Source organism: Jiangella endophytica, from assembly GCF_003427025.1.
Classification (GTDB): domain Bacteria; phylum Actinomycetota; class Actinomycetes; order Jiangellales; family Jiangellaceae; genus Jiangella; species Jiangella endophytica.
This window is the reverse complement of sequence record NZ_QVAI01000003.1, coordinates 1-25,043: the sequence shown is the minus strand read 5'-3', so window position 1 is coordinate 25,043 and position 25,043 is coordinate 1. Positions and strand designations below refer to the sequence as shown.

The window sequence follows — 25,043 nt, the reverse complement described above, 5'->3', positions numbered from 1 at the left end:
CCCTCAGATGTCGCCGACCTGGCGGCCGTTGTACTCCAGGAACAGCGGCGTGCCCTGGGAGTCCTCGACCACGGTGGCGCGGTGCGCGACGACCCAGGTGGTGCGCCCGTTGACGGTGCGCTTCTGGACCTGGGGCAGCTTCGCCTTCCACTGCGCGCGGCGGTGGCGGGTGTTGCTGCGCGACATCTTCCGCTTCGGGACGGCCACAGTTTTTCCTTTCCCATGTGAGACTCACCCGGACCTGGGACCTCGCGGTCAGCGGTCGGGGAGGCTCTCTTCCGTCGGGCCGGCCCTGTTCGAGCCGGTCTCGTTCGTGTCGTCGGTGAGCAACCCGGCCAGGGCCGCCCACCGTGGATCGGTGGTGTCGTGCGTGTGGTCCGGGTGGTCGGCCAGCCGGATTCCGCAGTCCGGGCACAGGCCCGGGCAGTCGTCCCGACAGACCGGCGACTGCGGCAGTGCGAGCACCACCGCGTCCCGGACCGGTTGTTCGAGGTCGACGAGGTCGTCCTCGACGCGCATCTCCTCGTCGTCGGTCTCGGTGTCGGGGTCGTCGACCCGTTCCGGGTAGACGTACAGTTCCTGGACCTCGGCGACGACTTCGCCGTCGACGGGCTCCAGGCAGCGCACGCACTCGCCCGAGTACGGGGCCCGGACGGTGCCGGACACCAACACGCCCTCCATGACCGACTCGAGCCGCAGGTCCAACTCGATGCCGGCCCCTTCGGGCACCCCGACCACTTCGCCCAGTCCGAGATCGGCAGGCGCCGGAACCGTGAGAGTGAGCCGCTGGGTCGACCCCGGCCGTCGTCCGAGCTCGTGCGTAGCGAGAACGAACGGGGCGCGCGGATCGAGCGTGCTCAGCGTAGTCAACTCTCGTGCTGGTTCGGGCATGCAGATCTCGGCCTCGGCGTGAGGCCGACGACGAATACTACTAGACGCCCGGCCGCTGACCCAAACTCGACGTGAGCTTGTCGGACTGGGAGTCACGGTCGCCCGATGGAGGGGCGTCCAGCGACTCGTCGGCATCCGGCCCGAACCGCTCCGCCTTGCCGTCGGAGCCCGCGCTGAAGTCGTCGGCGGGGTCGTGGGCGCCGTCGAGCTGCGGGACGACGACCGGGTGGCCGTTGCGCCGCTGCGACAGCTCCTCGTAGGCGGTGGGGTGCCGCAGCTGCTCGCGGCCGTCGCGGACGGTCTCGACGATGCGCGCCGCCGAGATCTCCAGCCTGGCCAGCTTGGCGTCGACGTAGTCGTCGGCGTCGCTGCGGATGTTCTCGGCCTGCTCGCGGGCCTGCCGCAGGATCTCCTCGGCCTCGAGCCGGGCCGTCTGGGTGACGGTGTGGTCGGCCACCAGGCGAGCCTGTTCGGCGTTGGCGCCGGCCAGGATGCGCTCGGCGTTGCCGCGCGCCTCGATCAGCAGGGCCTCACGTTGCCCCAGGACCGCCTCGGCCGCCTGCAGGTTGGCAGGCAGCCCTTCGCGGACCTCGTCGAGCAGAGTGAGCAACTGTTGTTTGTTCACCATTGCGGTGGACGACATAGGCATCGTCCGGGCCGAGTCGACGAGTGCGACGATCTCGGCGATCTTGTCATGCACTTCCACGACCATCCCCCCATGTGTGCCGGAGCGGGATCACCGGCGTCCCAATCTCTCATGAAGCCGCTGGAGCACCACGTCGGGCACCAGTCCAGCGACGTCACCGCCATAGGACGCTACCTCTTTGACCAAAGAGGACGAAAGGAACGAGTAATCGGGATTGGTCGCCACGAACAACGTCTCCAATCCCGTCAGGCGGTAGTTCATCTGCGCCATCTGTAGTTCATAGTCGAAATCGGTGACCGCGCGCAGCCCTTTGACGACAGCAGGGATACCGCGTTCACGGGCGAAATCGACCAAGAGCCCCTCGAAGCTCTCGACTCGGACCGAGGGCAGATGCGCACACGCCTTCTCGATGAGGTCGATGCGCTCGTCGAGGGAGAACAGGCCCTTCTTCGACTCGTTGGCCCCGATGCCGACGACCACCTCGTCGAACAGGCTCGCGGCCCGCTCGATGACGTCGAGATGACCGTTCGTGACCGGGTCGAACGAGCCGGGGCACAGACAGCGGCGCACGGGTCCTCCTGTGTCATTTCATCGGGCGTGACCGTACCAGAGCACGGTCTCGCCGTACCGCCGTTCCCGCCCACCCACGATGTCGTCGGGCCAGGTCACCGGCGCGCTGCGGCGGTCTCGCTCGACGACGACCAGCGCCTCGGGGGCGAGCCAGCCGGCCGTCAGGAACACGAGTACCCCGCTCAGCTCGGCGTCAACCATCGCGTACGGCGGATCGGCCAGCACGACGTCGTACGGGGCGTCCGGCGGCGTGGCCAGCACCCGCTCGACCGCCGACGCCGCGACGACCGCGCCCGGCAGCCCCACCGCCTTGACGTTCGCCCTGATCACGGCGGCTGCGCGGGCGTCGGACTCGACCATCAGGCAGTGCTCCGCGCCCCGGGACAACGCCTCCAGGCCCAGCGCGCCGCTGCCCGCGTAGAGGTCGAGCACGCGCAACCCGGTCAGCCCGCCCAGAGCCGACTCCAGCGACGCGAACAGCGCCTCGCGCACGCGGTCGGACGTGGGCCGGGTGCGGTTGCCGGGCGGGACGGACAGCCGCCGGCCGCCCGCGGTGCCGGCCACGATCCGCGTCATCGGCGGACCGGGCCGGGTGGTACGGACCTCAGAGCCAGCCGCTGCGGCGTAGCTTGCGATAGAGCAACAGACACGCACCTATCATGACGCCCACGACCAGCGGATAGCCGAAGGACCAGTGCAGTTCGGGCATGTGGTCGAAGTTCATGCCGTAGATCCCGGCGATCATCGTCGGCACGGCGACGATCGCGGCCCAGGCCGAGATCTTGCGCAGGTCGACGTTCTGCTGCATGGTCACCAGCGACAGGTTGGCCGCCAGGGCGCCGGTGAGCAGCTCGTTCTGCGCCTCCACCATGCGGTCGACGCGCAGCAGGTGGTCGAGGATGTCGCGGAAGTACTCGCTCAGCCCGGCGCACAGCGCGACGCGGCCCTGGGTGAGGTCCTCCATGACCGGGACCAGCGGGTCGACGGCGATCCGGAACTGCAGCACCTGGCGCTTCAGCGAGTAGATGGCCTCGGTCGCGTCCGCCACGCCCGGCTGGAACACCAGCCGCTCGGTCTCGATGACGTCCGCCTCGACCTGCCGGGCCAGCCGCGTGTAGCTGTCGGCGACGAGGTCGCACACGGCGTACAGCACCCCGGCCGGACCGGCGTCGAGCAGCCATTTCTCGGACTCGACGCGGTCGCGGACGGTGTCCAGCGGGTTGATCGCGCCGTGCCGGACGGTGATGACGAAGTCGTCGCCGATGAACAGCATGATCTCGCCGACGTCGAGCTTGGCGGCGTCGTCGTGGTGCTTGAGCGTCTTGAGCACGGCGAACACGGTGTCGCCGTACAGCTCCAGTTTGGGCCGCTGATGGGCGTTGACGGCGTCGTCGACGGCCAGCGGGTGCAGCTTCAGCTCGTCGACGATGAGGTCGAACTCCTCATGCGTCGGCTCGAACAGGCCGATCCACAGGAAGCAGTCGCCGCGCGCCTTGGCCCGCTCGAACGCCTCGCTGATGTCGCCGCCGATCTCCTCGCGCTCGCCGTCGCGATAGACGGCCTTGTCCACGATCACGCCGTCGATTCCAGCACGGCGGCGGGCCCGGAACGAGCCGATCGGGTGTCAAGAAACCGTTGAGATTCGCCCGCGACGACCGGCCTCAGGCCTTGTCGAGGTAGTCCGCCTCCTGCTCGGCCAGCACGGCCTCGACGGCGCCCAGCAGTGCCGGGTGCCGGGCGAGATCGGGGTCGGCCTCGACGACGGCGGAGGCGTCCTCGCGGGCCTGCTCGATGATCTCGACGTCGCGGATCACCCTGAGCAGCTTGAGGCTCGACCGGTGGCCGGACTGCGACGCGCCGAGCACGTCACCCTCGCGGCGGTGCTCGAGGTCGACCTGGGAGAGCTCGAAGCCGTCGCGGGTCCGGGCCACGGCGTCCAGCCGCTCGCGCGCCGGCGTGCCCGGCGGCGCCTCCGTGACCAGCAGGCACACGCCCGGGATCGAGCCACGGCCGATGCGGCCGCGCAGCTGGTGCAGCTGCGACACGCCGAACCGGTCGGCGTCCATGACCACCATCATCGCCGCCGTCGGCACGTCGATGCCGACCTCGATGACGGTGGTCGCGACGACGACCGGCGTCGTGCCGGCCGCGAACGCCGCCATGACCGCGTCCTTCGTCTCCGCCGGCAGCCGCCCGTGCAGGACTTCGAGGCCGACGCCCTGCAGCGGGCCGGTGCGCAGGTACTCGGCCAGCTCGAGGACGGCGACGGGGCGGCGCTTGTCGTCGTCGGCCGGAGGCGGCTCCTCCTCGTCGGCGCCGCCGTCGTCGCCGATGCGAGGGCACACGACGTAGACGCGGTGGCCGGCCTCGACCTCCTCACGCACCCGCAGCCAGGCACGGTCGAGGAAGTGCGGCTTCTCGTCGACCGGGACGACGTGCGTGGCGACGTCGGCGCGCCCGCGCGGGACGTCGGAGAGCGTGGAGATCTCCAGGTCGCCGAAGACCGTCATCGCGACCGTCCGCGGAATCGGCGTCGCGGTCATGACCAGCACGTGCGGCCGCGTGCCGTCGCGGCTCTTGGCCGCCAGCGCGGCCCGCTGCTCGACGCCGAACCGGTGCTGCTCGTCGACGACCACGAGGCCGAGGTCGAAGAACTGGACGTTCTCCTCCAGCAGGGCGTGCGTGCCGACGACGATGCCGGCGTCGCCGCTGACGATCTCGGAGAGTGCGACCTTGCGCTGTGCCGTCGACATCGAGCCGGTGAGCAGCGCGACCCGGGTGCCCTGCTCGGCGCCGCCGAGCATGCCGGCCTGCGCGAGCTCGCCGAGCATCGCCGTCAGCGACCGGTGGTGCTGCTGCGCCAGCACCTCGGTGGGCGCCAGGAGCGCGGCCTGTCCCCCGGCGTCGACGACGGCCAGCATGGCCCGCAACGCGACGACGGTCTTGCCGGCGCCGACCTCGCCCTGCAGCAGCCGGTGCATCGGGTGCGGGGTGTCGAGCTCGGCGGCGAGCCGGTCACCGACCTCCCGCTGGCCCTCCGTCAGCTCGAACGGCAGCCGATCGTCCAGCGCGTCGACCAGCCCGCCCGCGGCGGCCCGGCGCGGCGTCGCCGGCATGGCGGCCGTGGACAGCCGCCGACGGGCCAGCTCCGTCTGCAGGACGAACGCCTCCTCGAACCGCAGCCGCCGCTGGGCCCGCCGGGCGCCGTCGATGGACTGCGGCTTGTGGACGGCCTGCAGCGCCTCGCCCAGCCCCGGGAACCGGTGCTTGCGCAGCACCTCGTCGGGCAGCGGGTCGAGCGGGTCGCCGAGCTGCTGCAGCGTGACCTCGACCGACTTGGCGACCAGCCAGGACGGCAGCTTCACGCTGGCCGGGTAGACCGGGATGACCTCGTCGGCGTACTTCTCCGCCGCCTCCCGGAAGTCGGTGACGTCCTCGGGGAACATCTCGTAGTCCGGATGCGCGAGCTGGCGCTGCTGCCGGAACGTGCCCACCTTGCCGGCGAACAGGCCGATGCGCTCGGGCCGCAGGTCGCGCTCGCGCCACGCCTGGTTGAAGAAGGTCAGCCTCAGCTCGCCGGTGCCGTCGGTGACGACCGCCTCCAGGATCGAGCCGCGGCGGTTCTTCATACTCCGCTTCGAGACGCTCTTCACCATGGCGACGACGGTGACCAGTTCGTCCTCGCGCAGCGAGCTGAGCTCGGTCAGCTCTCCGCGCTGCACGTACCGGCGCGGGTAGTGGCGCATGAGGTCGCCGACGGTGCGCAGGTCCAGCGTGTTCGCCAGCGCCTTCGCGGTCTTGTCGCCGACCACGGCGGTCAGCTGTGTGTCGAATCCGACCATCACTCGACTCCGAGCAGTAGCGGGTAGCGGGGCTGTCCACCCCGGTAGATGACGGTGTCGGCCTCAGGGTGGCCGCGGCGGACGGCGCGGGCGACGCCGTCGGCGAGGCCCGGTCCGGCGCCGTCGCCGGTGACGACGGTGACCAGCTCGCCCCCTGCCGCGAGCATACGGGCGACCACCTCGATGGCGACGTCCAGCAGGTCCGCGCCGATGACCGCGAAGTCGCCGTCGACCACCCCGAGCACGTCGCCCGGCTCGCACACCCCGGCCATGGTGACGGCCGCCCGGGCGGCGATCGTGACGGCGCCGTGGCGGGTCTGGCCGGCGGCGGCCGTCATCGCGACGACGTCGGCGTCGAAGGCCCGGTGCGGCTCGTGGACGGCGAGCGCGGCCAGGCCCTGCACCTGCGCGACGGCGGGGACGACGGCGGCCCGCCGCCCGTGGGTGCGCAGCTCGGCCGCGGCGGCCTCGGCGACCGGGACGGCGTCGCGCTCGTTCGGCAGGATGACGACGTCGCCGGTGCGGCCGGGGTCGCCGCGGTCGGCGGCGGCCAGCATCTCGCCCGTGGACGGCCGGTGCCCGGTGGCCGTGGCGACCACGACGGCGCCGGCCTCGGCGAACAGTTCGGCCAGCCCGTCGCCGGCGGCGAACGCCACGACGACCCGCCGCTGTGCCTCGGCGGGCGCCTGGTGCTGGACCGGCAGGTACGTCACGCTGATGCGGTGCGGCCGGCCCGCGGCGATGCCCGCCTCGATGGCCGCGCCGGCGTCGTCGGTGTGGACATGCACGTTCCACTGCTCGCCGGCGCCGCTGACGACCAGCGAGTCGCCCAGCCCGGCCAGCGTCGCCCGCAGTGCGTCGACCTCCGGCCGCGCCGCGTCGAGCAGGTACATGACCTCGTAGGACGAGCCCACGACCGCGGCCGGCACGTGCTCCAGATCCGGCGCCGGGACGGTGTGCGTGCCGACGGTGCGCGGCCTCGGCAGCGGGCGCCGCCCGGTGAGCACCGTGTCGAAGGCGTCGAGCAGCACCGTCAGCCCCCGGCCGCCCGCGTCGACGACGCCCGCGCGGCGCAGGACGTCGAGCTGGCTCGGCGTGCGGTCGAGGGCCTCGTGCGCGGCCGCGGCCGCGGCGAGGGCCACGGCGGGGAGCGTCGGGTCCGGCGCCTGGGCGCGGTTCAGGGCCGCGTCGGCGGCGGCCCGGGCGACGCTGAGGATGGTGCCCTCGACCGGCTCGGCAACGGCGCGGCGCGCCTCGTCGGCCGCGTGGCCGAGGCCGTCGGCCAGCGCGGTGCCGTCGGCGAGCGTCGTCCCCGGCCGGCCCAGCACGTCCGCGACCCCGCGCAGCATCTGCGCGACGATGATCCCGGAGTTGCCGCGCGCCCCGAGCAACGCGCCGCGCGCCACCGCGTCGGCCGTCGCCGCGAGCTCTGTCGGGGCGGCCTCGGCCTGCTGGACCGCCGCCTCCATGGTGAGGTACAGGTTGGTCCCGGTGTCGCCGTCGGGCACCGGGTACACGTTCAGCGCGTCGATCTCCTCGCGGGCCGCCGCGAGCGCGTCGAGGCCGGCACGGCACCAGCGCAACACGATCTCAGCGTCGGGAACCGGTGGCACCCGGCGAGACTATCCCGCGCCGGTTTGGGATGTGCGGTGCCGACCCGGTACTCTGGGGCGGTTGTTCGGACCGGGTTCCCGGTGCGAGCACCACCTGTCGTCTTCCAATCCGTCTCAGTAGGAGTCTCCGTGGCTGCCACCTGCGATGTCTGCGGCAAGGGCCCGGGCTTCGGCAACTCGATCTCGCACTCGCACCGCCGGACCCCGCGTCGCTGGAACCCGAACATCCAGACCGTGCGAACGGTCGTCGGGGGCACCCCGAAGCGGCTGAACGTCTGCACGTCGTGCCTCAAGGCCGGCAAGGTCGCCCGCCGCTGACGCATTCCTGAACGACCATGAGGCGCTCCCTTCGGGGGGCGCCTCATGGTCGTTCGGTGCTGCGTTCAGGCCTGCAGGCGCTGCCGCACCCGGGCGGCCTCGCGGGTGAGGTGGTGCTGCTCCGGCACGCTGGTCGCCGCGCCGGCCGCCTCGGCGTACAGCTGCGCGGCCCGCTCGACGTGGCCGGCCCGCTCGTGCAGGTACGCCGCCACCGCGGCGTAGCGGGGCACGCCGGGGTCGACGTCGGCCAGTGCCGCGAGCCCGGCGCGTGCGCCGTCCGCCTCGCCCAGCGCGACCGCGCGGTTGAGCCGCACCACCGGGCTGCCGGTGAGGCGCAGCAGCTCGTCGTACCACTCGACGATCTGCACCCAGTCCGTCTCGGCGGTCGAGGGTGCGTCCGCGTGCAGGGCGGCGATGGCGGCCTGCGCCTGGTACTCGCCGAGCCGGTCGCGCGCCAGCGCGGTCTGCAGGATCGTCACGCCCTCGGCGATGAGAACGGTGTCCCAGAGCGACCGGTCCTGCTCGCGCAGCGGCACCAGGCGGCCGCCCGGCCCGGTGCGCGACGCGCGGCGGGCGTGATGCAGCAGCATCAGCGCGAGCAGCCCCGCGACCTCGGGCTCGTCGGTCAGCGCGACCAGCTGACGAGTCAGCCGGATCGCCTCGGCCGCGAGGTCGACGTCGCCGCCGTAGCCCTCGTTGTAGACGAGGTAGAGCACCCGCAGCAGCGTCGCGAGATCGCCGGGCTGGTCCAGCGGCAGCCCCGCGATCCGCCGCTTGGCCCGGCTGATCCGCTGCGCCATGGTCGCCTCGGGAACGAGGTACGCGGCGGCGATCTGCCGCGTCGTCAGGCCGCCGACCGCACGCAGCGTCAGCGCGACGGCCGAGGCCGGCGGCAACGTGGGATGCGCGCACAGGAAGTACAGCCGCAGCGTGTCGTCGGTGGCGGGCGCCGGCCCGGCGGGCGGCTCGGCCTCGACGGCCAGCTCCCGCCCGCGCCTCGACGCCTCGGAACGCGTGGCGTCGAGGAACTTGCGCCATGCCACCGCGACGAGCCAGCCCTTCGCGTCGCGCGGCGGATCGTCCGGCCAGGTGTCCAGCGCCCGGATCAGGGCCTCCTGGACGGCGTCCTCGGCCGACGCGAAGTCCGCTCCGCGCCGGACGAGGACACCGATGACCGCGGGCACGAGCTCCCGCAGCAGCGACTCGTTCACTCGGTGACCGTGGCGGCCTCGGTGAGGAACGGCCTGATCTCCAGCCACTCGTCGGTGGGCACGCCTCCGGCACCGGGCGCGGCGGACAACTCCGCGGCCAGCTCGAGCGCGCGATCCCACGACTCGACGTCGATGACCATCCAGCCGGCGATGAGGTCCTTGGTCTCGGCGAACGGGCCGTCGGTCACCGGTGGGCGCCCTTCGCCGCCGGACCGGACGAACGTGCCCTCGGGCGCCAGCGCCTGGGCGTCGACGAACTCGCCGGTCTCCTCCAGGCGGGCGGCGAAGTCACGCATGTACTGCATGTGCGCGTCGACATCGGCCGGCGTCCAGCGGTCGATCGGCTCCATGTCGGCGACCGGCGCCGGGCCACCGCGGTAGTGCTTCAGCAGCAGGTACTTCATGGTCGTTCCCCTTCGTCACGCGGCCCGTCCCAGCCGCTCGTACCCCAGGGACGGAGCCGGCACCGCCTTCTCGACATCAGCCGGCGAAGTGGTCGTGACCCGCCGGGGCGTCGTACGCCGCTCCGCCGACCGTCACGCCGGAGCCGCCGGACACCGAGCCGATCACCGTCCATCGCTCAGGCAGCTCGACGGCCGCCGGGTACGTCGCCACCAGGGCGTTGTCGTCGCCGCCGGTGAGGACCCAGGCGAGCGGGTCGGCGCCCAGCGCCGACGCGACCTCGCGCAGCGGGCCGGCCACCTCCAGCCGCGACGGGTCGACGTCGACGGCGACGCCGCTCGCGGCGGCCACGTGGCCGAGGTCGCCGAGCAGGCCGTCGCTGACGTCGCACATCGCGGTCGCGCCCAGGGCCGCCGCCTCGGCGCCCGCCCCGTACGGAACCCGCGGCCGGCGGTGCGCCTCGACGACGGCGCGCGGCGTCCGGAAGCCGCGGCTGAGCACCTGATAGCCGGCCTCCGCCCAGCCCAGCCGCCCGCAGACGGCGACGACGTCGCCGGGCCGCGCACCCGACCGGGTCACCGGCTCCGCACCGGCCAGCGTGCCCAAGGCCGTCACGGACACCACGACGAGCGGCGAGCGCACGACGTCGCCGCCGACCACCGAGGCGCCGACCAGCGCCGCCTCCTCCCCCAGTCCCTCCGACAACGCGATCGCCCATGACGCCGGCAGGTCGGCCGGCACACCCAGCCCGACCACCAGAGAGGTGGGCCGGGCGCCCATGGCCTCGATGTCGGACAGGTTCTGCGCGGCCGCCTTGTGGCCGACGTCGGCGGCCTCGGACCAGTCGCGGCGGAAGTGCCGGTTCTCGACCAGGAGGTCGGTCGTCACCACCACGCGGCCGTCGGGCACCGCGACCACGGCGGAGTCGTCGCCGGGGCCGAGGAGGACGTCGCGGCCCTGCGGCAGCCGCGCGGTCACGGCGCCGATGAGGCCGAACTCTCCCAGCTCGCCCACGCTGTCGGGCATTCTCTACGCTCCCTCTTCTCCGCACGATCCCTCGACCAGGTAGGTTGACCGTTCCGCACACTTCATGCACGCGTGGGAGGGCAAACCCGTGGTCGTACAGGCTTACATCCTGATCCAGACCGAGGTGGGCAAGGCCGCCGAGGTCGCCCGGAAGATCGCCGAGATCGACGGTGTCACGCTCGCCGAGGACGTCACCGGCCCGTACGACGTCATCGTGCGCGCCGAAGCGGGCAACGTCGACGACCTGGGGAAGCTCGTGGTCGCCAAGGTGCAGACGGTCGACGGCATCACCCGCACGCTCACGTGCCCCGTCGTCCACATCTGACGCTGGGCGCCATCCTCCTCGCGACGGGGTTGGCCGGCTGCGGGTACGGCGCGGTCGACGTCACGCCCCACGAGCCCGAGCCCGGCAGCGCCGGCGTCTGCGCCGCCCTCCAGGACGCCCTCCCCGACACCGTCGACGACGCGGTCCGGCGCGACGTCGACCCGTCCTCGGAGTACGTGGCCGCTTGGGGCCAGCCGCCGATCGTCCTGCGCTGCGGCGTCGCGATGCCCGCCTCGTACCGGCCCGACGCCCAGCTGTACGACGTCGACGGCGTCGGCTGGCTGGCCGACGAGGGCGAGGGCGGGACGTTCTTCACCGCCGTCGACCGCGAGGTCCTGGTCGAGGTCGCCGTCCCCGACGACTACGCGCCCGAGGCGAACGTACTGGCCGACCTCGCGACCGCGATCCTCGACACCGATCCGGAGCGCGGGCTGCGCTAACGTCGGGCGGTGCCCACCACCCAGCCCACCCTCCTGGTGACCGACCGCCTGACCCTGCGCCCGATCGAGCCCGGCGACGCCGACGCGTTCGCCGCCATGAACGCCGACCCGGCCGTCATGGAGCACTTCACCACCGGCCCGCTGGACCGCGCCGCGTCCGACTCCATGCTGGCGAAGATGCGCGAGCAGCACCTGCGCGACGGCTACGGCCTGGCCGCCGTGGAGCGGACCACCGACGGCGCGTTCCTCGGCTTCACCGGCATCCACCGCCACCACTGGTACCCCGACGACGTCGAGATCGGCTGGCGGCTCGCGCCACACGCGTGGGGGCACGGCTACGCCTCCGAAGCGGCGACGGCCTGGATCACGCACGCTTTCGGCGAGCTGCGCCTGCCGCGGCTGATCTCCATCACGATCTCGGCGAACACCCGCTCGATCGCCGTCATGCGCCGGCTCGGTTTCTCCCTCTGGGAGGAGACGACGCACGACGGCCTGGACGTCGTCGTGTACGCGCGCGACGCCGCCTGACGCAGCGTTCAGCGCAGCCCCGTCGGCCGCCGCAGCGCGGTGTCGACGAGGCGGTCGACCAGCGACGAGTAGTCGATGCCGGTCTTCGCCCACAGCTGCGGGAACATCGACGTCGGGGTGAAACCCGGCATCGTGTTCAGCTCGTTCACCAGCAGCGAGCCGTCGTCGCGGAGGAAGAAGTCGACGCGGGCGAGGCTCTCGCAGGACAGCGCCTGGAACGCCTCGACGGACATGCGGCGGACCCGCTCGGCGACGTCGGCCGGCAGGTCGGCGGGGATATCGAGGGCGACGTCGTCGCCGGGCAGGTACTTGGCCTCGAAGTCGTACAGCTCGTGACCGGCGCCGAGGCGGATCTCGCCGACGACACTGGCCTCGGGCTCACCGCCGCCCTGGCCCTCGAGCACGCCGCACTCGACCTCACGGCCGACGACGGCCTCCTCGATCAGCACCTTCGGGTCGTGCTCGCGGGCGGCCAGCACGGCCGCCTCCAGCTCGGCGGCGTCGCGCGCCTTGCTGACGCCCATGCTCGACCCGGCGCGGGCCGGCTTGACGAAGACCGGCCAGCCCAGCGTCCGCTCGACCTCGGCGACGACGCGGTCGCGCTGCGGCTCCCACGCCGACGGACGCACCAGCACGTACTCGGCCACGGGCAGCCCGGCGCCGGCCAGCAGCAGCTTCATGACGTGCTTGTCCATGCCGACGGCGGAGGCCAGGACGCCGGAGCCGACGTAGCGGACGTCGGCCAGCTCGAGCAGCCCCTGGATGGTGCCGTCCTCGCCGTAGGGGCCGTGCAGCAGCGGGAACACGACGTCGACCGTGCCGAGTGCGCGCGGCACCTCGCCCGGCGACTGCACCGCCAGCTCGCCCCGCCCGGGCAGCACGACGGTGCCGCCTTCGTCGTCGACGCGCGGCATGGTGCTGCCGTGGATGGCCAGGTGGTCCGGATCGGCGCTGGTCAGCACCCAGCGACCGGACGTCGTGATGCCGATGGGCAGCACCTCGTACCGGCGCGGGTCGAGTGCGGCGAGCACTCCACCAGCGGTGACGCACGAGATCTCGTGCTCGGAGCTTCGGCCGCCGAAGACGACGGCGACCTTGATGCGGCGGTCCTGCGACGTGAACACCTCGTCGACCCTACCGTCCTCAATGTCCATGACGTTCAGGCTTCGCCGAGCGGGACAGCAGCGACCCCACCATCTCGGCCGGGGTGAAGTCGCCCCGGACCACGCCGGTGACGTGCTGGACGATCGGCATGTCGACGTCGTGGCGCCCGGCGAGGTCGAGGATCGACTCGCACGACTTGACCCCCTCGGCGATCTGGCGGGTGCCGGCGACGATCTCGGCGACCGTCATGCCACGGCCCAGCTGCTCGCCGAACGAGCGGTTACGCGACAGCGGCGACATGCACGTGGCGGCGAGGTCGCCGAGCCCGGCCAGCCCGGAGAACGTGTACGCGTCGGCGCCCAGCGCCGCGCCCAGCCGCGCGGTCTCGGCCAGCCCGCGGGTGATGACGCTGGCGCGGGCGTTGTCGCCGAACCCGAGCCCGGCGGCGATGCCGACGGCGAGCGCGATGACGTTCTTCACCGCGCCGCCGAGCTCGGCGCCGACGAGGTCGTGGTTGGTGTACGGGCGGAAGTGCGGCGAGTGGCAGGCCCGCTGGATGCGCTTGGCGAGGTCGTCGTCGGCGGCCGCGACGACGCTCGCGGCGGGCTGCCGCTGCGCGATCTCGCGTGCGAGGTTCGGCCCGGAGACGGCGGCGATGCGAGCCGGGCCGGCGCCGGTGACGTCGTCGATGACCTCGCTCATCCGCTTCGCCGTGCCGAGCTCGACCCCCTTCATCAGGCTGACCAGCGCCGCCGACGACGGCAGCGCCGGCGCCCACTCCGTGAGGTTGTCGCGCAGCGACTGCGACGGCACCGCCAGCACGACGAGGTCGGCCCGGCCGGCCGCCTCCTCGGGATCGTGGGTGGCCCGGATGGCCGGCGGCAGCGCGACGCCGGGGAGGTAGTCGGGGTTGGTGTGCGTGGCGTTGATGGCGTCGCACAGCTCGGCGCGGCGGCCCCACATCGTCACCTCGGCGCCGGCGTCGGCGAGCACGAGCGCGAACGCCGTCCCCCACGAGCCGGCGCCGAAGACGGCGGCGCGGGTCACGGCTGCTCCTCCGGCTGTGGCTCGTCGGGCTGCTCGTCGCGACGCTGCTTCGGGTCGCCGACCGGTGGCAGCCCGACCGCCTTCGGGTCGAACCGCTCGACCGGCGCGGCCTCGCCGCGGATCTGCGCGAGCTGGTCGGTGATGGCGGCCATGATGCGGTCGGTGGCGATGCGCAGCACGGCGGAGTCGACCGGCTTGCCGCGCAGGTCGTCGAGCGGGATCGGCGGACCGGCGATGACGGAGATGGTCTTGCGCGGCAGCAGCCGGATGCGCTTGGAGTACGGCGCCAGCACCTGGTTAGCCCCCCACTGCGCGACCGGGACGACGTCGCAGCCGGTCTCCAGCGCGACCCGAGCGGCGCCGGTCTTGCCGACCATCGGCCACAGGTCGGGGTCGCGCGAGATGGTGCCCTCGGGGTAGATGGCGACCAGCTCACCGCCCCGCACGGCGGCGACGGCGGCGCGGTAGGCCTGCGACGCGTCGCGGGACTCGCGGTACACCGGGATCTGCCCCGCGGCCGTGATGAGCCGGCCGAAGACCGGGACGCGGAACACCCCGGACTTGGCGAGGTACCTGGTGGCGCGGCCGTTGTCCCACAGGAAGTGCGCGAACGTCAGCGGGTCGAAGTGCGAGATGTGGTTGCCCGCGACGATGACGCCGGTGCCGGCCGGCGGAATGTACTGCCCGCCGCGCCAGTTCTGCCGGGTGAACGCCATGAGGAACGGACGGAGCAGGACCGCGATGAACCTGAACGCGAACCCGACCCCCGGCCTACGCACCACCACGTACCTCTCCCTCCGCCCACGTGAATGCCCGGACACAGTGTCGCTCCCCCGGGCCGCGCACGTCGAACCGGCCGCCGGCGCGCCGCGCGAGCCGATGCGCCAGACTGGATCCCGATGACGACACCGCAGCTCTGGACGGTCGTGATTCCCGTCAAGCGACCCGAGCACGCCAAGACCCGCTTGGCCGACGCCGTCGGCGAGCAACGCCCGCGGTTCGCCCGTGCGTTCGCCGCCGACACCGTCCAGGCCGCCCTGGAGTGTCCCGCGGTCGCCCGGGTGATCGTGGTGACCGACGACGACGCGGCGGCCGGCGAGGCGCGAGCGCTGGGCGCCGACGTCGTGGCCGACGCGCCCGACGCCGGGCTGAACGCGGCGCTGCGGCACGGCGCGGCGTCGGCGCGGGCCGAGGACGCGTCGGCGGCCGTGGCGTCGCTCTCCGCCGACCTCCCCGCGCTGCGCCCGGCCGAACTGGCACTGGTGCTGGCCGCCGCAGGCGAGCATCCGCGCTCGTTCGTCGCCGACACCGCCGGGGTCGGGACCACCAGCTACGCCGCCGCGTCCGGCGCGGCGTTCGAGCCGGCCTTCGGCGGCCGGTCGCGGGCGGCGCACCGGCTGGCCGGCGCCGTCGAGCTGGAGCTCGACGGCATCGCGTCGGTCCGCCGCGACGTCGACACCGCCGTGGACCTCTGGGACGCCCGCCGGCTCGGGGTGGGCCCGCGCACGGCCGCGCTGCTGGCCGAGCTGGACGTCGCGCTGTAGGGCCGGTGCGGCGCCGCCGGACATGACGGAGCCGGGCGGCGTGCTCGCGGCAGCCGCCCGGCTCCGGTCGTCCGCGTGGACCCGGGTCAGTTGCTCGACGACGGCGGCGTGGGAGTGCTCGCGGCCGGCGTGGTGGTGCCGGTCGACGGCGCAGCGGTCTTCTTCGCCGGCGTCGCGGCGGTCTTCTTCGCCGGCGTCGCGGCGGTCTTCTTCGCCGGCGTGGTGGTCTTGCGGGTCGCCGTGGTCTTCTTGGCCGCGGTCGTCGTCTTCTTGGCGGCGGTCGTCGCCGTCTTCTTCGCGGCGGTGGTGGTGGTCTTGCGCGCAGCCGGCGCGGCCGGCGCGGCCGTCTTCTTCGCGGCGGTCGTCGTGGTCTTCTTGGCCGCGGTGGTGGTCTTGCTCGCAGCCGGCGCCGCCGTCTTCTTCGCGGCGGTCGTCGTGGTCTTCTTGGCCGCGGTGGTGGTCTTGCGCGCAGCCGGAGCGGCCGTCTTCTTCGCCGCGCCGGCCGCCGGCGCCGCCGTCTTCTTCGCGGCGGTCGTCGTCTTCTTCGCGGCGGTCGTGGTCCTCTTGGCGGCGGTCTTCTTCGCCGCCGTCGTGGACGTGGTGGTCTTGCGGGCCGGACCGGCCGCCTTCTTCGGCGCCGCCGGGCGGCTGACCGGGACCTTGCGCGCCGTCGACGCCGCCTTCTTGGCCGGCGCGGGCGCAGCTTCGTCCTTGTCGCCGCGGACCGCGTCGGCCACCTGCTTGGCGGCCGACGACACCGAGCGGCTCGCCGACTCCGCCACCGCGGCGGCCTGGGCCGGCACCAGCGAGAGCGACTCCCTGACCCGCGTGCTCGCCTTCTTCACGCCCGCGACGACGTCCTTCAACTCTTCGGCCGGGCTGAAGGTCGGCACCGTGCGCTTCTTGGACTTCTTCTTGGCGGACTTGTCCTTGTCGCGATCGAAGACGCCGAGCCCCTTGACGGCGACCTTCTCACCCGCGGCCAGCGAACGCTGGATGCCCTCGACGACGGAGTCGAGCGCGTGCTGCGCCACTTCGCGGTTGCCGTCGAAACCGTCGGCAATGCGGTCGATCAGTTTCTTCTTCCCCACCGTTGCTCCTCAGCCGTCCCGCCCGGCGGGCGAGTCTCAGTCATCCACCATAGACGGCAGACGGCGAGGAGTACGGTAAGTGGCCGCATGCACAACGCCGGATGAACGACGCAGGTCCGGACGAACTCGATCAGACCAACGTGCGCGGCTTGTGCGACGCGCGGGCCGTCTCGAAGTCGTCGATGGCGTCGGTGTGCCGCAGCGTGAGCCCGATGTCGTCGAGGCCCTCCATGAGCCGCCAGCGGGTGTAGTCGTCGACCTGCATGGGGGCGACGATCTCGCCGCACGTGACGACGCGCTGGTCGAGGTCGACCGTCACCTCGGTGCCGGGCACGTTCTCGAGCGCCTTCCAGATCAGCTCGATGTCGTCCTGGCTGAGCTGACCGGTGAGCAGGCCCTGCTTGCCGGAGTTGCCGCGGAAGATGTCGGCGAACCGCGACGACAGCACCGCCTTGAAGCCGTAGTCCTTGAGCGCCCAGACGGCGTGCTCGCGCGACGAGCCGGTGCCGAAGTCGGGGCCGGCGACGAGCACCGAGCCCGACGCGAACGCCTCGTTGTTCAGCACGAACGTCTCGTCGCCGCGCCACGCCGCGAACAGGCCGTCCTCGAAGCCGGTGCGGGTGACCCGCTTGAGGTACACCGCCGGGATGATCTGGTCGGTGTCGACGTTGCTGCGCCGCAGCGGGACACCGACACCGGTGTGCCGGATGAACTTCTCCATTGCCATGTCTCCTTGTGCGGGCGCTCAGCCGGCCGGCTCGAGGTCGGCGGGCGACGACAGCGTGCCGCGCACGCTCGTCGCGGCCGCCACGAGCGGGCTGACCAGGTGGGTGCGGCCGCCCTTGCCCTGACGGCCCTCGAAGTTGCGGTTCGACGTGGACGCGCTGCGCTCGCCCGGCGCCAGCTGGTCGGGGTTCATGCCCAGACACATCGAACAGCCGGCGTGCCGCCACTCGGCGCCGAACGCGGTGAAGACCTCGTCGAGGCCCTCCTGCTCGGCCTGCAGCCGGACCTTCGCCGAGCCGGGCACGACGAGCACGCGCACGGTGTCGGCCTTCTTGCGGCCCTTGACGACGGCGGCCGCGGCCCGGAGGTCCTCGATGCGGCCGTTGGTGCACGAGCCGATGAAGACGGTGTCGACCGCGATGTCGCGCAGCGGTGTGCCGGCCTCGAGCGCCATGTACTCCAGCGCCCGCCGGGCGGCCGCCTTCTCGCTCTCGTCGGCGAAGCTGTCCGGGTCGGGCACGGACGCCGACAGCGGCAGCCCCTGCCCCGGGTTGGTGCCCCACGTGACGAACGGCTCGAGCGCGTCGGCGTCGATGCTCACCTCGGCGTCGAACACGGCGTCGTCGTCGGTGTAGAGCGTGCGCCAGTACTCCAGCGCGGCGTCCCACTCCTTGCCCTTCGGCGCGTGCGGACGGCCGTCGATGTAGGCGAACGTCGTGTCGTCGGGCGCGATCATGCCGGCGCGGGCACCGGCCTCGATGGACATGTTGCAGATCGTCATCCGGGCTTCCATGGACAGCCCGGCCAGCGCACTTCCTCGGTACTCCAGGACATAGCCCTGACCACCGCCGGTGCCGATCTTGGCGATGACCGCGAGGATGATGTCCTTCGCGGTCACGCCCGGCCCCAGCGTTCCCTCGACATTGATCGCCATCGTCTTGAACGGCCGCAGCGGCAGCGTCTGGGTGGCGAGCACGTGCTCGACCTCAGAGGTGCCGATGCCGAACGCGAGTGCACCGAAGGCCCCGTGCGTCGACGTGTGCGAGTCGCCGCAGACCACCGTCAGGCCCGGCTGCGTCAGGCCCAGCTGCGGGCCGACGACGTGCACGATGCCCTGCTCGGCGTCACCGAGCGAATGCAGCCTCACACCGAATTCTTGACAGTTGCGCCGCAGCGTCTCGATCTGCGTGCGGCTGGTGAGGTCGGCGATCGGCTGGTCGATGTCGACGGTCGGGGTGTTGTGGTCCTCGGTGGCCAGCGTGAGGTCCGGACGGCGGACCGGGCGGCCGGCCAGTCGCAGGCCGTCGAAGGCTTGCGGACTGGTCACTTCGTGGACAAGATGAAGATCGATGTAGAGGAGGTCAGGCTCACCCTCGGCTCGACGCACGACATGCGCGTCCCACACCTTCTCCGCCAGGGTCTTGCCCATCACCTGCTCCGTTCGTCGGTCGCATGATCTCGGTGGATACACACCACTTGCGATCTCGCATGTTGAGATGGCAATATCGAGTCATGGACAACTCTAGCGGAGTCGGCGTTCTAGACAAGGCGGCACTCGTCCTGTCCGCCCTCGAGGCAGGCCCGGCCACCCTTGCCAACCTGGTGGCGTCGACCGGACTGGCCCGGCCGACGGCCCACCGTCTCGCCGTAGCGCTGGAGCACCACCGGCTCGTCTCCCGCGACCTGCACGGCAGATTCGTGCTCGGACCGCGGCTCGGCGAACTGGCCACGGCGGCCGGCGAGGACCGCCTGCTGGCCGCCGCCGGCCCCGTCCTCGCCCGGCTGCGCGAGGCGACCGGCGAGAGCACACAGCTCTTCCGCCGCCAGGGCGACCAACGCATCTGCGTCGCCGCCGCCGAACGGCCCAGCGGCCTGCGCGACACCATCCCCGTCGGCGCGACCGTCACCATGCTGGCCGGGTCCGCCGCCCAGGTGCTGCTGGCCTGGGAAGAGCCCGAGCGGATGCACCGCGGCCTGCAAGGCGCCCGGTTCACGGCCACCATGCTGGCCGCGGTCCGCCGGCGCGGCTGGGCGCAGAGCGTCGGCGAGCGCGAGCCCGGCGTCGCGTCGGTGTCCGCGCCCATCCGCTCCTCCAGCGGCCGCGTCGTCGCCGCCGTCTCGGTCTCCGGGCCGATCGAGCGGCTCACCCGGCAGCCCGGGCGGGTGCACGCACCCGCCGTCCTGGCCGCCGCCGAGCACCTCACCGGCGTGCTGCGCAGCGCGGAGGACGGCTGAGTCGTTGCCGGCCCGCGGCGGTCGCGACGGCCGCCGCCACCAGCGCGGCGCTCACCCACAGGGGCGACCGGTCCCCGGCGGTGAGCGCGGCGCCGGCCAGCCACGGCCCGGCGGCGGCACCGACGTTCATCGCCGCCGTCGCATAGGCGCCCGCCAGCCGTGGCGCGCCCGTCGCGGCCTGCAGCGAGCGGGCGATCAGCGCCGACCCGACGGCGAACGACAGTGCCCCTTGCACGGCGACGCCCGCGAGGAGGACGGCCGGCCGGTGCGCCAGCAGCGCCGTCAGCACCCAGCCGGTCAGCAGCGCCGTCGTCAGGGCGGCCAGGGTGCGGCCCGCTCCCGGCCGGTCGGCGATCCGGCCGCCGGCCGTCACGCCGGCGCACGCGCCGAGCCCGAACAACGCCAGCACGGGCGGCACCCAGCCCTCCCCCAGTCCCGCGACGTCGGTCACGATCGGCGCGAGGTAGGTGAACGCCCCGAACGTCGCGGCATTGAGGAGCGCGCCGAGCAGCAGGATCAGCCGCAGCCGAGGGCGGCGCAGCACCGCCAGCTCCGCCCGCGCGGACGTCGGCGCCTCCTCCGGCCGGTCCGCCGCCCGGCGCGGGACGGTGCGGGCGATCGCGACCAGCGCCGGCACGCACGCGACGGCCACGGCCCAGAACGGCGCCCGCCAGCCCCACAGCTGCCCGAGCCACGCGCCGCCCGGCACGCCGGCGATGCAGGCCACCGTCACGCCGCCCAACACGACCGACGTCGCCCGTCCGGTCGCTCGCGGCCCGGCCAGCGCGGCGACCGTCCCCAGCGCGACGGCCAGGAACCCGGCGTTCGCCAGTGCCGCGACCACGCGGGTGCCGGCCAGCACCGCGTACGTCCCCGTCGTCGCGGCGATGACGTGTGCCAGCAGGAACGCCGTCAGGAACCCCAGCAGCGCCGCACGCGGTGACCAGCGGCGGCTGAGCAGCGCCATCGCGGGCGCCCCGACGATCATGCCGACGGCGTAGGCGGAGGTCAGCGAACCGGCGGCGGGGACGGACACGGACAGGCCGGCGGCGATCTCCGGCACCAGACCGGCCAGCATGAATTCGGACGTGCCCTGGGCGAACACGGCCAGGGCGAGCAGGTAGACGACGACAGGCATGACGGACTCCACGAGACCCGGAACGGCGATGGACGCATGGGCCGGTCCGGTGGAGTCAGCGCGCTCGAGCGCGCGAGCGGGTCAGGCGCGCCGCTGCCGCGGTGCACCCGCACGCGGGCAGCGTCGAGCCGGCCACCGGTCGGCCGGTGGCTGCGATCTGGACGCTTCCGGGCTGCGCACAGGCCGAGCCTACGGTGCCGCTCCGCCCCCGCGCGACGGGTTTCCGCGCCGCCGGGCCCGGGCTACTCGAACGGCTTCGGGTCGAGGAGGTCCGGCTCGCGCCCGCCGCGCAGGACGAGCACGCGGCCGGAGAGGTCGTCGGCCGTGGCGAGATGCACGACCGACGCGGCGACGCGCTCCGGCGGCACCAACGGCGGCGCGTGGGCCCGCCGGGCCGCCGGCATGGCGGCGAGCTGTGCGTGCGCGCGATCGAGCCCGATCCAGCCGGGTACCAGGCAGTTCACCCGGACCCCATGGGTCTCGCGCAGCCGTGCGACCGCTGCGGTGAACCGGATCAGCCCCGCCTTGGCCGCCCCGTACTCGGGTGACTCGTACGGCGACAGCTCCAGTCCCGCGCCCGACGCCACGTTGACCACCGCTCCGCCGCCGGCCGCTCGCAGCGGCGCCAGCACGGCCTGGGTGAGCCGCATGGGCGCACCCAGATTGAGCTCCAGAACCCGGCCCCACTCGTCAGGCGTGGCGTCGGGGAACCGCCGCCCCGCGTCGCCCCAGCCGCCGGCGTTGTTGACCAGGAGCCCGAGCCGGCCCAGCCGCAGCGCCGCGTCGACGAGCGCGTCACCGGCAGCGTCGTCGCAGAGGTCGGCCACCACCGAGGCGGCCCGCCCGCCGGAGAGCTCGACCGCCGCCACGGTCTCGGCGCATCGCGGGCCGTCGGCGTCGGCGACCAGGACGATGGCACCGCGCCCGGCCAGCGCCGACACGACGACCCGGCCGGCGCCGGCCGCCCCGCCGGTGACGACGGCCACCCGGTCACGAAGATCCATGTCCCCGACCGTAGCCGTCGCCTCCGACAACCCCGGCCCGTCCGCTGGGCGGCTTCCGGCCGCGGAGGCCTACCTCGCCCGCGTCGAGGAGACGTGGCGCTGGTCCAACGCCGCCCAGCTCGCCTCGTCCGCCCACACCGAGCCCGGGTCGACGTACGGGCTGAGCAGGCCGGCCAGCTCGGGATCGTGCGAGCCGGCCAGCTCGTCCTCGGCGATGCGCCGGGCCACGCCGGCGAGGAAGTCGGCGACCTGCACCCGCGGCTCGACGATCGAGTCGGCGAACCGCAGCCCGGCCAGCCGCCCGTGCAGCGTCCCGGCCGCCGCGATGCGCTCCGGCGTGAGGATGCGCTGCTCGTCGTGGAGCACCCGGACCGGCCGTCCGCCGTCGCTCCAGTGTTCGACGACGCGGGCGAACGCGGGGACCAGCGGGTCCAGCGACGGGACGGCGCCCGGCGCGCGGTCGATCTCGTCGCGCAGCTGCGCGGCCCGCTCCCGTCCGGCCCGCAGGGCATCGACGACCGCGACGGCGTCAGCCCCGGCAGCGGCCCCGGCGCCCACTACGTCGAGTCCGTCCACCGCGAGTGCGTCCACCGCGACCGCGAACGCCGCCGCCGGATCGTCCGGCACCGGGCGCCGCCCGGCCGCCCGCAGCAGGTCGTTGGACGCCGTCAGGAACGCCGTCCACCCCTGCGTCCCGAAGGCGCGCGGCCCGGCCCGGTACAGTGCGGCCGCCGCCGTGGCGGGACCGCCCGCCACCTCTGCCACGACCCGGGTGACCAGCAGGAACGGCTTGTCGACGAGGTAGACGTGGGCCTGCCCGACGATGGGGCCGTCGGCGCCGAGGAACCAGGCCAGCGCGTCGCGGTGCTTGCTGCGCAGCAGGTGGTTGGCCTTGTACTCGACGGCGGGCGAGCGGATGCGCAGGCGCAGCTCGGCCACGCACGCGGCGGCCGCGGCGGCGTCGATGCGGACGCTGCCGTAGCCGAAGACGTCGGTGTTGCCGCCGGCGAGCCGCTCACCCTCGGAGCCGGACTCGTCGCAAGCGATCTCCACCGCGGTGGACCCGTCCATGCGCACCGATCCTCCGCCGTCCGGGCCCCGGGCACAAACCCGTTCACCGTCTGCCGAGCACCGCGACGGCGGCGATCGGCAGCAGGAGCAGCGTCAACGCGCCCGACAGCACCAGCCCGCCGGTGACCCCGGCCAGCTCGACCAGCGGCCCGCCGGCGAGCAGGCCGAGCGGCGCGGCCACCGTCGCGCCGGTCGTCCAGAGCGTGACGACCGGCTGGTGCTCGTCCGGTCCCAGCCCGGACTGCACGAAGCTGTACGCGACCGGCGTGAACGGCGCCCACACGAGGCCACCCAGGCCGAACACGATCATCGCGACGGTGAGGTCGCCGGTGGCGGAGAGCGCGATCGGGCACAGCCCCCACAGCGCGATGATCGCGATCAGGACGTGGCGCTGCGGCAGGTTGCGCAACTGGTTCACCAGGGCCGCGCCGACGAACGCCCCGGCGCCCAGCGCGCCCCACAGCAGGCCGAGCGCGGACGCCCCGGCGTCCAGCGTCCCGCGGACGTACAGCGGCAGCGCGACCTCGATCGGCATGTAGAGGAAGTTGAAGAAGAACACGACGACCAGCAGCCGGGCCGCGACCGGCCGGCGGCGCAGGATGCGCCAGCCCGACTCTCCCGCGAGGAGGCGCCGCCCCGCGTCGCGCGGCGCCCGGTCGCGCGGAACCGACACCAGGACGGCGACCAGCAGGATCAGCGCCCCGACCGCGTCGGCCAGCAGTGCCACCCCCGCACCGGCGGACGCGACGATGATGCCGCCCAGCACCGGCCCCACGACGTACAGCGCGACGGACGTGTTCAGGCCGAGCAGCCCGTTGACGGCGAAGCGTCCCTCGTCGCCGGCCATCGACGTGGCCAGCAGACGGCGGCTGCTGGACCCGGCCAGCCGGAACACCGACCCGACGAGCAGACCGGCGAGCAGCACCGGCAGCGTCAGCCGGTCGGTGACGGCCAGCACACCGAGCGTCGTGAACGTCACCGCCCGCAGCACGCAGTCGGCGACCAGCAGGGTCCGCGGCGACACCCCGGCCCGGCCCAGCCCGATGACCGACGCCAGGATCGTCGACAGGATGAACGGCGCGGCCGCGACGAGCCCGATGGCGACCGCGCGCGGCATGCTCCCGTGGATCGAGAGCGTCTGCACGGGCATCGCGACCAGCAGCATGCCGGTGCCCGCCCCCGCCAGCAGGTCGCCCGCCAGCAGACCGGCCACGCCGCGATGCCGCAGCACCTCGCGGTAGGACCGGTTGGTCCCGGTCGCCGCGGCGCCGCTCATCGCCCGGTTCAGGCCACTTCGTTGATGCGGATGACGTTGCCCGAAGGGTCGCGGAAGGCGCAGTCGCGCACGCCGTAGGGCTGGTCCATCGGCTCCTGCAGCACCTCGGCGCCGCTGGACTGCAGCCGGTCGAAGACACCGTCGAGGTCGGGCGTGGCCAGCGTCAGCGCGCCGTAGGTGCCCTTGGCGATCAGCTCGAGGATGGTGCGGCGCTCGTCGTCGGTGATGCCGGGGTCGGCGGCCGGCGGATGCAGCACGATGGACGTGCCCGGCTGGTTCGGCGGCCCGACCGTGAGCCAGCGCATCCCCTCGTAGCCCACGTCCATGCGCAGCTCGAAGCCCAGGGTGTCGCGGTAGAAGGCCAGCGCGGCGTCGGGGTCGGTCTGCGGGAGGAAGGTGTTGTGGATGGTGATGTCCATGGACGTCACGCTAGTTGCGCCTCGGCCGTGGGCGCTTCTCGTTTCCTGATCGGTCGCGTCACCTGCTTGGTGATGCACGACGGCATCTCCGGCGCCGGCTGGGCGGCGCGGGACCGGTAGGTGCTCGGCGGCACGCCGACCAGCTCGGTGAAGCGGGTGCTGAACGTGCCCAACGACTGGCAGCCGACCGCGAAACACACCTCGGTGACGCTCAGGTCGCCGCGCCGCAGCAGCATCATGGCCCGCTCGATGCGCCGCGTCATCAGGTACGCGTACGGCGACTCGCCGTAGGCGCGCTTGAACTCGCGGCTGAGGTGACCGGCGGACATGCTCGCGCCCCGCGCCAACGCCTCGACGTCCAGCGGCTGGGCGTACTCGCGGTCGATGCGGTCGCGGACGCGCCGCAACCGGGCGAGATCGCGCAGGCGCTGGGCCTCGTCGGGGCTGCTGGTCACCTTCAGAATCCTGCCACGCCCTGCCGACACCGGCCAACGATGGGACGTCCGGTGCAGCTGGCCGCGGGTGGCTGGAGGCGGCCGAGTTGATCTTGGCGATCTGGCGGAGTAAGATCATCTA

The 25,043-nt window shown here is 73.3% G+C and carries 29 protein-coding genes; 6 read left to right on the top strand and 23 right to left on the bottom strand.

The window, feature by feature from the left end:
- Window positions 1-3: 3 nt before the first annotated feature.
- From rpmF to DZA62_RS07085, 8 genes are all read right to left on the bottom strand, one after another.
- Entirely contained in the window at window positions 4-207 is a 204-nt protein-coding gene (rpmF, locus tag DZA62_RS07120; RefSeq protein ID WP_116948587.1) for a 50S ribosomal protein L32, read from the bottom strand.
- 48 nt (window positions 208-255) lie between these two features.
- Window positions 256-870, bottom strand: a complete 615-nt coding sequence (locus DZA62_RS07115) for a YceD family protein (protein WP_116948195.1) — start codon at window positions 868-870, stop codon at window positions 256-258.
- A 61-nt stretch (window positions 871-931) separates the two neighbouring features.
- A complete protein-coding gene (locus DZA62_RS07110; protein ID WP_157987528.1) occupies window positions 932-1,591 on the bottom strand; it encodes a hypothetical protein in 660 nt (219 codons plus the stop codon).
- Window positions 1,592-1,627: 36 nt separating this feature from the next.
- Complete coding sequence (gene coaD / locus DZA62_RS07105; RefSeq protein ID WP_116948193.1) at window positions 1,628-2,107, bottom strand: pantetheine-phosphate adenylyltransferase; 480 nt, start codon at window positions 2,105-2,107, stop codon at window positions 1,628-1,630.
- Between the two features lie 18 nt (window positions 2,108-2,125).
- Window positions 2,126-2,683, bottom strand: coding sequence for a 16S rRNA (guanine(966)-N(2))-methyltransferase RsmD (gene rsmD, locus DZA62_RS07100; RefSeq protein ID WP_116948192.1), 558 nt, complete (start codon window positions 2,681-2,683; stop codon window positions 2,126-2,128).
- 28 nt (window positions 2,684-2,711) lie between these two features.
- Window positions 2,712-3,683, bottom strand: coding sequence for a magnesium and cobalt transport protein CorA (locus DZA62_RS07095; RefSeq protein WP_116948191.1), 972 nt, complete (start codon window positions 3,681-3,683; stop codon window positions 2,712-2,714).
- Window positions 3,684-3,768: 85 nt separating this feature from the next.
- Window positions 3,769-5,949, bottom strand: coding sequence for an ATP-dependent DNA helicase RecG (gene recG, locus DZA62_RS07090; RefSeq protein ID WP_116948190.1), 2,181 nt, complete (start codon window positions 5,947-5,949; stop codon window positions 3,769-3,771).
- Window positions 5,949-7,562, bottom strand: coding sequence for a DAK2 domain-containing protein (locus DZA62_RS07085; protein WP_116948189.1), 1,614 nt, complete (start codon window positions 7,560-7,562; stop codon window positions 5,949-5,951). Before DZA62_RS07085 ends, recG begins: the two co-directional genes overlap by 1 nt.
- Window positions 7,563-7,691: 129 nt before the next feature.
- Between DZA62_RS07085 and rpmB the strand changes: the two genes are divergently transcribed.
- Complete coding sequence (gene rpmB, locus DZA62_RS07080) at window positions 7,692-7,880, top strand: 50S ribosomal protein L28 (RefSeq protein ID WP_046771409.1); 189 nt, start codon at window positions 7,692-7,694, stop codon at window positions 7,878-7,880.
- Window positions 7,881-7,945: 65 nt separating this feature from the next.
- On the opposite strand, the gene DZA62_RS07075 is transcribed toward rpmB, so the two are convergent.
- The 3 genes from DZA62_RS07075 to DZA62_RS07065 form a co-directional block, all read right to left on the bottom strand.
- Entirely contained in the window at window positions 7,946-9,091 is a 1,146-nt protein-coding gene (locus tag DZA62_RS07075; RefSeq protein ID WP_116948188.1) for an RNA polymerase sigma factor, read from the bottom strand.
- Window positions 9,088-9,495: a YciI family protein gene (locus DZA62_RS07070; RefSeq protein ID WP_116948187.1), complete on the bottom strand. Its 408-nt coding sequence runs from the start codon at window positions 9,493-9,495 to the stop codon at window positions 9,088-9,090. Before DZA62_RS07070 ends, DZA62_RS07075 begins: the two co-directional genes overlap by 4 nt.
- A gap of 76 nt (window positions 9,496-9,571) precedes the next feature.
- Window positions 9,572-10,519 carry a thiamine-phosphate kinase gene (locus DZA62_RS07065; protein ID WP_116948186.1) on the bottom strand — a complete coding sequence of 316 codons (948 nt, stop codon included), beginning with the start codon at window positions 10,517-10,519 and terminating at the stop codon, window positions 9,572-9,574.
- Between the two features lie 64 nt (window positions 10,520-10,583).
- On the opposite strand from DZA62_RS07065, the gene DZA62_RS07060 reads away from it, so the two are divergent.
- The 3 genes from DZA62_RS07060 to DZA62_RS07050 are packed head-to-tail and all read left to right on the top strand — an operon-like array spanning window position 10,584 to window position 11,812.
- Entirely contained in the window at window positions 10,584-10,844 is a 261-nt protein-coding gene (locus DZA62_RS07060; protein ID WP_116948185.1) for an Lrp/AsnC family transcriptional regulator, read from the top strand.
- A complete protein-coding gene (locus tag DZA62_RS07055; RefSeq protein ID WP_116948184.1) occupies window positions 10,823-11,284 on the top strand; it encodes a DUF3515 domain-containing protein in 462 nt (153 codons plus the stop codon). The genes DZA62_RS07060 and DZA62_RS07055 overlap by 22 nt, the downstream gene beginning before the upstream one ends.
- A gap of 9 nt (window positions 11,285-11,293) precedes the next feature.
- A complete protein-coding gene (locus DZA62_RS07050) occupies window positions 11,294-11,812 on the top strand; it encodes a GNAT family N-acetyltransferase (protein ID WP_116948183.1) in 519 nt (172 codons plus the stop codon).
- Window positions 11,813-11,820: 8 nt separating this feature from the next.
- Here the strand turns inward: DZA62_RS07050 and DZA62_RS07045 are convergent, their stop codons facing one another.
- Genes DZA62_RS07045 through DZA62_RS07035 form a run of 3 tightly spaced genes read right to left on the bottom strand, consistent with a single transcriptional unit; the run spans window position 11,821 to window position 14,748 of the window.
- Entirely contained in the window at window positions 11,821-12,966 is a 1,146-nt protein-coding gene (locus DZA62_RS07045; protein WP_116948182.1) for a D-alanine--D-alanine ligase family protein, read from the bottom strand.
- On the bottom strand, window positions 12,956-13,963 hold the full coding sequence (locus DZA62_RS07040) for an NAD(P)H-dependent glycerol-3-phosphate dehydrogenase (RefSeq protein WP_116948181.1): 1,008 nt from the start codon (window positions 13,961-13,963) through the stop codon (window positions 12,956-12,958). The genes DZA62_RS07045 and DZA62_RS07040 overlap by 11 nt, the downstream gene beginning before the upstream one ends.
- Entirely contained in the window at window positions 13,960-14,748 is a 789-nt protein-coding gene (locus DZA62_RS07035; RefSeq protein WP_198663500.1) for a lysophospholipid acyltransferase family protein, read from the bottom strand. The genes DZA62_RS07040 and DZA62_RS07035 overlap by 4 nt, the downstream gene beginning before the upstream one ends.
- A gap of 114 nt (window positions 14,749-14,862) precedes the next feature.
- Between DZA62_RS07035 and cofC the strand changes: the two genes are divergently transcribed.
- Window positions 14,863-15,507, top strand: a complete 645-nt coding sequence (cofC, locus tag DZA62_RS07030; protein ID WP_116948180.1) for a 2-phospho-L-lactate guanylyltransferase — start codon at window positions 14,863-14,865, stop codon at window positions 15,505-15,507.
- 86 nt (window positions 15,508-15,593) lie between these two features.
- Here cofC and DZA62_RS07025 read toward each other — a convergent pair whose 3' ends face one another.
- From DZA62_RS07025 to leuC, 3 genes are all read right to left on the bottom strand, one after another.
- Window positions 15,594-16,598 (bottom strand): HU family DNA-binding protein, encoded by a 1,005-nt coding sequence (locus DZA62_RS07025; RefSeq protein WP_116948179.1) that lies wholly within the window; start codon window positions 16,596-16,598, stop codon window positions 15,594-15,596.
- A 130-nt stretch (window positions 16,599-16,728) separates the two neighbouring features.
- Complete coding sequence (gene leuD / locus DZA62_RS07020; RefSeq protein WP_116948178.1) at window positions 16,729-17,319, bottom strand: 3-isopropylmalate dehydratase small subunit; 591 nt, start codon at window positions 17,317-17,319, stop codon at window positions 16,729-16,731.
- A 24-nt stretch (window positions 17,320-17,343) separates the two neighbouring features.
- On the bottom strand, window positions 17,344-18,753 hold the full coding sequence (leuC, locus tag DZA62_RS07015) for a 3-isopropylmalate dehydratase large subunit (RefSeq protein ID WP_116948177.1): 1,410 nt from the start codon (window positions 18,751-18,753) through the stop codon (window positions 17,344-17,346).
- Window positions 18,754-18,836: 83 nt separating this feature from the next.
- Here leuC and DZA62_RS07010 point away from each other — a divergent pair, with 83 nt between their 5' ends.
- Window positions 18,837-19,559 carry an IclR family transcriptional regulator gene (locus DZA62_RS07010; RefSeq protein WP_046771421.1) on the top strand — a complete coding sequence of 241 codons (723 nt, stop codon included), beginning with the start codon at window positions 18,837-18,839 and terminating at the stop codon, window positions 19,557-19,559.
- Here DZA62_RS07010 and DZA62_RS07005 read toward each other — a convergent pair.
- The 6 genes from DZA62_RS07005 to DZA62_RS06980 form a co-directional block, all read right to left on the bottom strand.
- Window positions 19,525-20,697, bottom strand: a complete 1,173-nt coding sequence (locus DZA62_RS07005; RefSeq protein ID WP_116948585.1) for a Cmx/CmrA family chloramphenicol efflux MFS transporter — start codon at window positions 20,695-20,697, stop codon at window positions 19,525-19,527. The two genes, DZA62_RS07010 and DZA62_RS07005, sit on opposite strands and share 35 nt — an antisense overlap.
- A gap of 242 nt (window positions 20,698-20,939) precedes the next feature.
- Window positions 20,940-21,701 carry an SDR family NAD(P)-dependent oxidoreductase gene (locus DZA62_RS07000; protein ID WP_116948176.1) on the bottom strand — a complete coding sequence of 254 codons (762 nt, stop codon included), beginning with the start codon at window positions 21,699-21,701 and terminating at the stop codon, window positions 20,940-20,942.
- A gap of 69 nt (window positions 21,702-21,770) precedes the next feature.
- The gene (locus tag DZA62_RS06995) at window positions 21,771-22,772 is read right to left on the bottom strand and encodes a hypothetical protein (protein WP_116948175.1); all 1,002 of its coding nucleotides are present in this window, start codon (window positions 22,770-22,772) and stop codon (window positions 21,771-21,773) included.
- A 43-nt stretch (window positions 22,773-22,815) separates the two neighbouring features.
- Window positions 22,816-24,048: an MFS transporter gene (locus DZA62_RS06990; RefSeq protein ID WP_198663499.1), complete on the bottom strand. Its 1,233-nt coding sequence runs from the start codon at window positions 24,046-24,048 to the stop codon at window positions 22,816-22,818.
- Between the two features lie 8 nt (window positions 24,049-24,056).
- Window positions 24,057-24,467, bottom strand: coding sequence for a VOC family protein (locus DZA62_RS06985; RefSeq protein ID WP_116948583.1), 411 nt, complete (start codon window positions 24,465-24,467; stop codon window positions 24,057-24,059).
- A gap of 5 nt (window positions 24,468-24,472) precedes the next feature.
- A complete protein-coding gene (locus DZA62_RS06980) occupies window positions 24,473-24,922 on the bottom strand; it encodes a helix-turn-helix transcriptional regulator (RefSeq protein ID WP_116948174.1) in 450 nt (149 codons plus the stop codon).
- Window positions 24,923-25,043 lie beyond the last annotated feature (121 nt).

Bases quoted from the DNA above. Each gene is read 5' to 3' on its own strand.
- rsmD (WP_116948192.1), bottom strand. From the start codon at position 2,683: ATGACGCGGATCGTGGCCGGCACCGCGGGCGGCCGGCGGCTGTCCGTC.
- recG (WP_116948190.1), bottom strand. From the start codon at position 5,949: ATGGTCGGATTCGACACACAGCTGACCGCCGTGGTCGGCGACAAGACC.
- DZA62_RS07070 (WP_116948187.1), bottom strand. From the start codon at position 9,495: ATGAAGTACCTGCTGCTGAAGCACTACCGCGGTGGCCCGGCGCCGGTC.
- DZA62_RS07065 (WP_116948186.1), bottom strand. From the start codon at position 10,519: ATGCCCGACAGCGTGGGCGAGCTGGGAGAGTTCGGCCTCATCGGCGCC.
- DZA62_RS07060 (WP_116948185.1), top strand. From the start codon at position 10,584: ATGCACGCGTGGGAGGGCAAACCCGTGGTCGTACAGGCTTACATCCTG.
- DZA62_RS07045 (WP_116948182.1), bottom strand. From the start codon at position 12,966: ATGGACATTGAGGACGGTAGGGTCGACGAGGTGTTCACGTCGCAGGAC.
- cofC (WP_116948180.1), top strand. From the start codon at position 14,863: ATGACGACACCGCAGCTCTGGACGGTCGTGATTCCCGTCAAGCGACCC.
- leuD (WP_116948178.1), bottom strand. From the start codon at position 17,319: ATGGAGAAGTTCATCCGGCACACCGGTGTCGGTGTCCCGCTGCGGCGC.
- leuC (WP_116948177.1), bottom strand. From the start codon at position 18,753: ATGGGCAAGACCCTGGCGGAGAAGGTGTGGGACGCGCATGTCGTGCGT.
- DZA62_RS07010 (WP_046771421.1), top strand. From the start codon at position 18,837: ATGGACAACTCTAGCGGAGTCGGCGTTCTAGACAAGGCGGCACTCGTC.
- DZA62_RS07005 (WP_116948585.1), bottom strand. From the start codon at position 20,697: ATGCCTGTCGTCGTCTACCTGCTCGCCCTGGCCGTGTTCGCCCAGGGC.
- DZA62_RS07000 (WP_116948176.1), bottom strand. From the start codon at position 21,701: ATGGATCTTCGTGACCGGGTGGCCGTCGTCACCGGCGGGGCGGCCGGC.
- DZA62_RS06995 (WP_116948175.1), bottom strand. From the start codon at position 22,772: ATGGACGGGTCCACCGCGGTGGAGATCGCTTGCGACGAGTCCGGCTCC.
- DZA62_RS06990 (WP_198663499.1), bottom strand. From the start codon at position 24,048: ATGAGCGGCGCCGCGGCGACCGGGACCAACCGGTCCTACCGCGAGGTG.
- DZA62_RS06985 (WP_116948583.1), bottom strand. From the start codon at position 24,467: ATGGACATCACCATCCACAACACCTTCCTCCCGCAGACCGACCCCGAC.